Origin of the sequence: Halogeometricum sp. S3BR5-2 (assembly GCF_031624635.1) — an archaeon.
In the GTDB taxonomy this organism is placed as follows: domain Archaea; phylum Halobacteriota; class Halobacteria; order Halobacteriales; family Haloferacaceae; genus Halogeometricum; species Halogeometricum luteum.
This window is the reverse complement of the sequence record NZ_JAMQOQ010000003.1, coordinates 609415-617908: the sequence shown is the minus strand read 5'-3', so window position 1 is coordinate 617908 and position 8494 is coordinate 609415. Positions and strand designations below refer to the sequence as shown.

At 55.8% G+C, this 8494-nt stretch carries 8 protein-coding genes and 1 pseudogene; 4 read left to right on the top strand and 5 right to left on the bottom strand.

Annotated features, from left to right (window positions below; genetic code table 11):
- Window positions 1-1017: 1017 nt before the first annotated feature.
- Window positions 1018-1419: an HVO_A0114 family putative DNA-binding protein gene (locus NDI79_RS14730; RefSeq protein ID WP_310929292.1), complete on the top strand. Its 402-nt coding sequence runs from the start codon at window positions 1018-1020 to the stop codon at window positions 1417-1419.
- Window positions 1420-1795: 376 nt separating this feature from the next.
- On the opposite strand, the gene NDI79_RS14725 is transcribed toward NDI79_RS14730, so the two are convergent.
- Together NDI79_RS14725 and NDI79_RS14720 are read right to left on the bottom strand one after the other, a co-directional pair.
- Window positions 1796-2635, bottom strand: coding sequence for a CPBP family intramembrane glutamic endopeptidase (locus NDI79_RS14725; RefSeq protein ID WP_310929291.1), 840 nt, complete (start codon window positions 2633-2635; stop codon window positions 1796-1798).
- 1215 nt (window positions 2636-3850) lie between these two features.
- Window positions 3851-4146: pseudogene (locus tag NDI79_RS14720) on the bottom strand (DUF8011 family protein).
- Window positions 4147-4458: 312 nt separating this feature from the next.
- Here NDI79_RS14720 and NDI79_RS14715 point away from each other — a divergent pair.
- The 3 genes from NDI79_RS14715 to NDI79_RS14705 all read left to right on the top strand — a co-directional run bounded on the left by NDI79_RS14715 (window position 4459) and on the right by NDI79_RS14705 (window position 6286).
- On the top strand, window positions 4459-5385 hold the full coding sequence (locus NDI79_RS14715; RefSeq protein WP_310929289.1) for a DUF3267 domain-containing protein: 927 nt from the start codon (window positions 4459-4461) through the stop codon (window positions 5383-5385).
- 391 nt (window positions 5386-5776) lie between these two features.
- Window positions 5777-5929, top strand: coding sequence for a cupin domain-containing protein (locus tag NDI79_RS14710; protein ID WP_310929288.1), 153 nt, complete (start codon window positions 5777-5779; stop codon window positions 5927-5929).
- Between the two features lie 9 nt (window positions 5930-5938).
- Entirely contained in the window at window positions 5939-6286 is a 348-nt protein-coding gene (locus tag NDI79_RS14705; RefSeq protein WP_310929286.1) for a cupin domain-containing protein, read from the top strand.
- A 59-nt stretch (window positions 6287-6345) separates the two neighbouring features.
- On the opposite strand, the gene NDI79_RS14700 is transcribed toward NDI79_RS14705, so the two are convergent.
- The 3 genes from NDI79_RS14700 to NDI79_RS14690 all read right to left on the bottom strand — a co-directional run bounded on the left by NDI79_RS14700 (window position 6346) and on the right by NDI79_RS14690 (window position 8480).
- Complete coding sequence (locus tag NDI79_RS14700) at window positions 6346-7143, bottom strand: alpha/beta fold hydrolase (protein WP_310929285.1); 798 nt, start codon at window positions 7141-7143, stop codon at window positions 6346-6348.
- Between the two features lie 491 nt (window positions 7144-7634).
- Window positions 7635-8159 carry a PIN domain-containing protein gene (locus tag NDI79_RS14695; RefSeq protein WP_310929284.1) on the bottom strand — a complete coding sequence of 175 codons (525 nt, stop codon included), beginning with the start codon at window positions 8157-8159 and terminating at the stop codon, window positions 7635-7637.
- Window positions 8160-8480, bottom strand: a complete 321-nt coding sequence (locus NDI79_RS14690; protein WP_310929283.1) for a hypothetical protein — start codon at window positions 8478-8480, stop codon at window positions 8160-8162.
- Between the last annotated feature and the right edge of the window lie 14 nt (window positions 8481-8494).

The following is an 8494-nucleotide window of genomic DNA, read 5'->3' as shown; positions in this document are numbered from 1 at the left end:
GTTGTGTCGGCTTCTTTCCGTCCACGTTGTCGAGAGCGTCTTGCAATTCCTCGACGGAGATCTCGTCGAGATGATTCACTAGCTACTGCAACTATCTCTGAGTAAAAAGTTCTACCGGTTACTATAGTGGGCGCTCTATCACGCTCACGCTACTTCCGTCTCGTCACAACATTCGTAGTTCCTCAACTGGAATTCGATGGCTCGCTCTCGGCGAGCGCCGAGACCGCACCCTCAGTGAGACCACGGGGTTCGTCCTCCTTACCCAGGTAGTCGAGACACTCTATGACTCTCGTGATATCTTGGGTGATGAAACGTGCGTCTTGATTGACGGTGCGTCTCCTCGTGAGTTTGGTGAGGAGTTCGACGAGCTGCCGGAGTAGCGAACGGTTCTCTGTGGACTGATTGGTGTCTTCTGTGTCTTCGCTCTCGAGTGCGTGCAGTTTTCGAGCGCCGATTCGAGCGCGACGGGTTAGGTACCGATTCTGTCACTGTTCGGCGATGATATCATCGTACACCCCTCTGGGAACGCGTTCCGACGGCACGAGACCACTGAATTCGGTCTACGGAATCGTACAGCGACACCCGTTCCCGGAGGGAGTAGCGTGTGAACGGTGTCAAATCGGGCCGGCAATTGACAGCCACGACCCTCCGAATGTCTCAGACGTGACGCAGCCCGTACTTCGGAGAAACCAGCGCACAGCCCCTCTAAACGTCATTCTCGATTCGCTCTAGAATGGGTCCCTCGACGAGATGGGGGCTTCGATCCCTCTCGAAGAACGCTCAGAACCCGGTACATCCCTCTCTCGAGGGGGTGTATCGACCGAAGTCGGATTCTTGATGTCGTCGACGACAGCCGAACTGGAACACTGTGTCGTGGCCACCGGTGCTACACACACGCGAGAATCCCTGAAACTCCCGAATTCGCTGTTCCGGAACCTCCGGTTCGAGTCGAGAGCCGACATCCGATCGGAAGCCACGATGCGACCTTCTACATCGCACAGTGGAGGTCACAGTCCGGTGAATCTGGGGGTGTACGCCGTTTTTCGCCCTCAAAACTATGACCAGCATATAACATATCAGAATTTCGTACCTGCATTTCCACTCGAAAATCCTCTTGAGACGGCGCCGCGACCGACGCGGTCTGGAATCGTGTGCGGGCGAGACGAACGCCCCGTCAGCGCCACCAGTGAACGTCCGGAGAGTATTCGCGAGACGGCTCAACTCGTCGACCGCGATTACAAAGAGGTTCACCGGAACCTCAAAGAACTCGAAGCGCTCGGTGTCATCGAGTTCATTACAGATGGCAACAGCAAACGCCCGATTCTCCGCGACGGAACCGAAGCAATCGACCTCTCGATTACGTTTCCTATCGACACCGACACGTCGAACCCCACTTCTAACCAAGAGACATCAGCGTGAGAACGAAACAGTGCTCAGGACGTCTGCTGGCACATTGGGTCCGTTGATATCCATAGCTCATGATAGTGCCTTGGAAATATGCTGAATAGAGGAAATAAATAGCAGTTTGAGTGGAATCTGATATGTCCCATGCTTTTTCCGTTCCATCCGTTCTGTCACAGCATGAATCGTAATCTGAGTATTGTACTCGGAATAATTTCCTCGTTCCTCTACTTCGCATTCCAGTACGCTCAAGGCGAACTGACGATAGAATTTGCAGCTCTAGGAGCGAGTGCTGCGACAGTTACAGAGATTCAAGGAGAAAGCCCGCGGCGTTAGCCGTGAACTGAATCTGACAATCCCGCAATAACTATCTCGGTTCACTTCGTGGGTTGTGCTACCGAGTCCGAGGGTCAGATCGGGCGGTCTGTCCTAACCGTCTCGGTCCCGAATACACTACCACGACGAGGGTCGCCGCGACGAGGAGCCCGACCATCGCGAGGCTCGCGGGATCGGAGTCGAGAATAGGGAACATTCCCTGAGCCCAGTTCCACGAGGTGTGCATAAGGAGCGCCGGGAGGAGGCTTCCGTTCGTACTGTTGTACACCCACGTCATGAGCACGGAAAGCAAGGTGATGGAGACAGCGAACCCGAGGAACGGATTGTCGTAGTAGATCGTCTCGCTCCGGATGTAGAACAACGGTAGATGCCAGACTGCCCAAACGAGTCCGACAGCGAGACCCCCACCGAGCGGCGTAAGTCGCTCTTGGAGCGGATCGAGGAGGTAGCCACGCCACCCGAACTCCTCTTGGATCGGTCCTCCCAGTACCAAAATCCAGCCGAACGCGACGAGGAGGACAATCGGTTGGTCCGCCCAGGGAAACGTCGGTGTCGTGCCGGTGGCGATGGCCACTGTGAGCGCGCCACCGACAATCGCCAGTGGGAGCAGCAGGGCCACGAGAATCCATTGCTTGGGATAGTCGAGCTGGATTGCCCGACCAGCGAGTCGACGCGCTCCCGCGAACCCGTTCGCGTAAGCGACGAGGAGAAACGCAGCAACTGTCGGACCGAACGCGCCGAGATTCGGCAGGACCGGAACACCCTCGGTGACACCCATTTCGAGAAGGATCTTCGATCCCCAGAACCCCCATGACCACGCGAACGTCAGAACAAGAAACATAACGATGCCGGCACTGCCGACATCTTTGTCGTCCGATTTTGAGATAGCGTGAGTCATATTGCCCGTATAGTGTGTGCTTCGATGAGACCGACGCGGAGTCGGTCAGTACAGGGTACGTCTCGGTCAGGCGGAATCAGGGCGCTTCGGGGCGTCCGTATGGCCGGAGTTTCCCCCACGAGCGAAGGTGACGCCTATAGCCGTCCCGAGCGCTGAGCCGAGACCGATTCCCATTCCCAACCAGAAAGGAAAGTCGCCAGTGATCGCCCCGATGGCAGTTCCCGTGCCAGCCCCGAGTGCGCTTCCGAGGCCGAAACCGAGGGCAATCGTACCGTTCGAGTCGGAGTCCATGCTCTCTGTTGTCTTCGAGTAACATAAAAGCAAATCCTGAAAACGAGGGAAATCCTGTTCACACGCGTCTCAATGCTGATGTAACTAGTCGGTCGTGGTTGCTGCATACACCCTCTGAGTCGGTCACGACGCTTCTGACAGCGTTCGGTGAGGGTGCTGTGGGCGTGCTGAATAGCGGGCGCGTATCGGTCAGGATTAGCTCTCAGCTTAATGGAATCGAATCGCTCAGTGCAGAGAGACGCTGTGTCGGCTAGTACAAAACGCCTCTCTACAGATGAGCAGGACGAGTTTTCGAGGCCTGTCTCGGAGGTACTTCACGACGGTGAGTCAGCAAACGTTTGTATCTGAGAGACGGATCCTCAAACGAGTACCAATGAGAGGATCATCCCATTGGTTGGTATTTTCCTCGTTAAGTGCTGTAGTCTGTGTGATAGTCGTGTACGTTTTCGGGCCAGTTGATATAAGGACCGTCTCGTCTCTGGTCGCTGGCGCTGTCGTGTTCGTTATGTTTACTATCGGCGCTACAGTCTCCAACGAGAAAGTGAAGCAAACTCTCCTCGATATTCTCTCACTGTTTCCATGACGAACTACGCACGTCTCTACTGCACAACTGTTCTGCAACCAAAGCTGTGAAACGAATCGCAGTACCGTGCTGAATACAGAACGCGTATTCAGCATGGTGAGCGCGTTCTATTCTCCCGGGTACGACTGAAGCTACCCTTCGCTGAAAAGGTTAGATGTAGTCCTCCTCAAATTTCCAAATATGCGGTGTACGTGCAGCGGCGTAGTTACAGACTGGCCGAACTCTATCAGAAACCGTGTGTCTGATCCGGCAGATTCACCCGTGAATCGTCAGCAGTCGTGACGGACCCTCCTCAAGAATACACCCGGTTGACAGGAGTGAGTTCGAATAGATCACCGCGCTCAGTTGATGAGGAGTTCGGGTGTGATGATCATAATTACGAGCATGCTCACCAGCACGACGAGTGCTGTGAGCCGCAAGACGCCGGCTGCACGTCGTCGAGGTTCGGCAGGGACTCGGCAATGCTGGAGAGGGCTATCCCGGCGATCAGGAACAGTACAGCATAGAACGGTGTCGCCCATTTGACAATGACGTAGTATCCTTGCTGTCCGGCCATCAGAAGTGCGCCACAGAGGTAAACCAGTGCAAGACTCCTGGAAGGTTCGCCAAACACGGTTTTATCGATGATGGAGGGCATCGAACGTATCGTCTCCCGCGACGTTCAAATACTGCGGGGACTCGCGTACCCCCCGCCGAGACGGGAATAGTTCGATCGTGAAACGGTGCTGATGGCGCTAATCGACTCGCGCTCTGTGGTCAGCATGCGACTTCTACAGTAGCTGGCGAAATTTCTGCGGGAATGCTGAATAGAGGGCGCGAATCGGTCATCGACACAGACCCGGAGAAAGTGAATTGAATCACTCAGGACGGGGCGTATTGTAATATGTCTCTCCCTCGATGTGCTCAATACTCGGAGTAATTATTTCAGCAGCCCAACACTCTGGTCACTATGGTCACGGCTACTCGATCCGAACAAGAGACGCTGCTCGCAGATCTTGAACTGACCCGAGGGCTTACGATCCAGATGACGTGTCTCGGAACGCTCGGATTGATCGTCGGAGCAACTCTTCTCAGTGGACTCTACCAGACTGTTACCGGCCATGCAGTGACCTTCCAGTTCGCACCCTCCGGGGTGGCATGGTGGACGAGTGCACTGGATGTGCTCGTGATTTTGGTTCTTGGCACTGTCTTCATCATTCCTCACGAGTGGCTGCATGGTCTCGCCATCCGCTACTACGGCGGTAAGCCGAAGTATGGAGTCGGGCTCGCTCATTTTATCCTACCGTACGCTTACGCAACGACCGATCACGAGTTCACTCGTAACCAGTTCATCGTCTTACTCATGACACCGCTGGTCGTGATGACTACCGTCGGGGTACCGGTAATGCTCATCTTTGAGTGGGACTGGCTCATCGTGCCGTTAGCGGCGAACGCCGCCGGGGCAATCGCTGACCTCTGGATGACGATGACGCTTCTCAGTGTTCCCGCCGACGCCAGGCTACAAGACCATCCGAACGGCGTCCGGATTTACGGACGGGCGAGTGATCGACCACGTCGAATCTCGGTGACTGCGCTCGTCTGGGACGCTTTCTCGGGTGCTGCTGTCGCCGCCGTCGCGGTGTTCATCCTACTGGCTGTTGGTGGTCCACTCATCCTGGCTCTCCTCGGTGTGGGATCGCTTACGGTCGGAACCGAGGGGACGATCATCTATCTCTTCTCATTCGTCTCAACGCCGACCGAAATATCTCTCAGTGTCGGTCCAGGCGTCCTAAGTATCGGAGCAGTACTCGGACTAGCCTATGCATTCATCCGGAGTTATCGACGAGCGAAAGAGCGCGTTGATGAGGCGACAACAGACACGGCAACCAAGCACTGACTGTACTCATATCACAGGATCTGAATTCGAGTGTAACCTCGCAAACAATTGGTGAGTGATTAGTGGGTCCGCAAACTCTACTGAATGACTATTTCGCAACCAAGGGCCTGAAACGAATCGCAGTGGCGTGCTGCATACACCCTCTCCATTCAGCACGTCGCTCCTGACAGTGTTCGGTGAGGTTGCTGTGACCATGCTGAATAGAGGGCGCGAGTGTGTCACGAGTGCGGGTTCGCAACGGGCCGATTTGAGCAGTCGATACAGGGAAGCGAGTTACCGCATCGAAACCTGTCCTGCCTGCATCCTGTCAGCAGTGACTTGCGAGATATAGAGGGTGTATTCAGCAAAAACCACCTTAGCGGCTTATGCTGTGAGGAGACGTAATGGACATATGGAAACGGACGAACAGCCGCAAGCGTGGATGCTCGACTCCCAAGAAGGTGATGCGTACTGGTCCCTCGGGTCGCTCACCGTCCTGAAGGCCACAGCGGAAAATACCAACGGCTCGTTCTCGATGATCGAAGAGCACGTCCCTGCAGGATAGTCGCCGCCAATGCACGTACACCAATCTGATGATGAGATGTGGTACATCATCGACGGGACAGTGACGTTCGAAGTCGATGGCGAGCGCTTTATCGCGACGAGTGGCTCGACAGTCTTTGTACCTCACGGACGGCCACACAGCTACCTCACTGAAGATGAGACACGGTGGCTCATGTTCGTCCACGACCCCGGCCTCGAACAGCTCTGGGCGTCGGTCGGGAGCCCAGCCGACTCATGGACGATTCCAGATGATTCAGAGGTGGACGCACAGATGAACCGCGTTGCCGAGCAGCTCGACCAGTACGGGATCGAGATCGTCGGCGATCCTCTCGCCGTTGACGCCAGCTCGTCACAATAACTCCCGTTTTCGTACCAACAACTCCGCCGGAAAATGAATCGGAGAGCGGTGTGGCTCCGTCAGTCCGATTCACGAACGAACGTGAGCACCTCGTCGACGAAGCGGTCTGGCGTGGTGTTCATCGGCTCGTGGGCGTGCCCGTCGAAGATGACGAGTCGGCTGTGCGGAAGCGCGTCGGTGACCGCTTGCGTTGCATCGGTGTAGAATGGGGCGCTCTCACCGCCGGACAACACCAGGGTCGGCGTGGTCATCTCTACGAACCGGGTAGCATCAAACTCGTACTCAGCAATCGCTCGCAACTCGCGGGGCAGTGTATTGGCAGCGTCAACCATATCCGTCCAGATTGGGGCCGAGCGAACCGCGTCGAGTTCCTCCGGCGTGAGCTGGGCGACTTCTTGCAGGAACAGAACGAGCGCCTGCTCGCGCTCACCGCCGTCCAGCAGTCTCCGCATTTCAGTGACGGCCTCTTCGACGTCGAGTTCGTGGTCGCCGACCGCAACGGGAGGTTCGTTCAGAATGAGTTTGCGCAGATTGTCGGTACGCAGGGCCGCCTCCAGTGAGTAGAGAGCTCCACTGGAGTGACCGAGCAGCGTTACTGGGTCCTCGATCGAATTGACGACGGCTGCCACGTCCTCGGCCTCTCGTTCTAGTTCGTACTCGACAGCGTCACCACTCTCGCCACGTCCACGCCTGTCGATCGCGTACACCGTACAGTGTTCTGCGAAGGCCGAACGCGTCCCGGTCAAATCCCAGAACGTGTGGAGGTCGGCGCTCCCGTGCACGAGGACGAGCGGTGGCCCGTTCCCGGATCGTTCGTACGCAATGGGCGTGCCGTCTGCTGATACGACGGTCTCCATGATACCTCAACTGTACCTATACACTGTCTGATGGCCTTATTCTTCCGCACGATCACCCTAGACGACGGGCTTTCCGCGACGAACGGCTGCGAGATACGCGCTCTCTATTCAGCACGTCCACAGAAACCTCGCCGAACACTGTCTGGAGTGGCGTAGCCGATACAGAGGGTGTATGCATCACTTCGACGGAACCATTAATGTCATTAGATGCACTGATTTGCTATAGATGAAGGTACCGCAGTGATTGTGAGCAGTTTGGGTATGCTGATAACTGCGGGCTATCAATTGTACGCCTACACGACCGGAAGTCCCGATACAGAGCGACTCTGGCTCGCAGGAGTGGCACTTGTAGTGATGCTGGGTGGCATCTACTTCGGAATAAAAACGAGAGCAAAACAAAATCCTCGCTGACTTCTCTGACACTGCGAAATGCAACACACGCGCTCTCTATTCAGCGCCACGAGAAGCTATCTGATCGCAGCCAGAGGGTGTTAATTTCCCTCTCGTTGCTGTTGCAGTGTCGATTTCGCGCGTGCGACGTAGGAGTTTGACGACCAACATCGAGCCTCACTCATCATCTCGAGAAACTGCTCCGCAGAATCCGGAGAGAGCACGTCGTTCCGCACGAAAGCAGTGAGCAGGATTGGGGTCGTCACGAGGCGAGTGTCAGCGAGTGATGCATGGATCAGTGCTAGCCGGTTGAATTCGTCGCAGAGGAACTGAACCGCGTTTACTTCGTTCGCCAACGTAACTGCCGAGTTCTCGCCATCGTCGAGTGGAAACGTTTCGTCCAGTTCGATGAGTCGAACCTCGAACCCGTTCTTACGGTCAAGCACGGCTTGGGCTGCCTCTCCAGAAGCATCTTCGTAAGAAGCCGTCTCAGCTAACTCTTCGAGAACTTGCTCGGGGAGTAAGAGTTCGTGCGACTCGAGGAGTATATCGAGTGGGTGTGTCGTGGTGTCCGAAACGGTTCCCAAACTAACGAGGGCAGAGGTATCAGCGACGATGCGCACCATCTATGTGTCGGCCAACTCCTCAGCTACGTCGTCAACGAATGTCTCGCTCAACTGCTGTTTCAGGAGGCGGAAATTTGCGGCCTCTTCGTGACCGACGAGAGACTTTAACTCCTCGAAGGTGATCTCATCGTTGTAGTACGCCTCTGCGACCTCTTGCTTCACTTCGTCAGAGTGTGCTGCGTCGCGGAGGTACTCACGGAGGGCGGTGATGAGAATGTCCGTCCGATCTGTCTCGAACACCGCTGCAAGCGTGTCAGCCCGATCCACTAACCCTCTCGGCGCTCGGAACTGAACGCGCTTCTTTTCCGATTCGGAGCTCACGTGTGTACATTGTG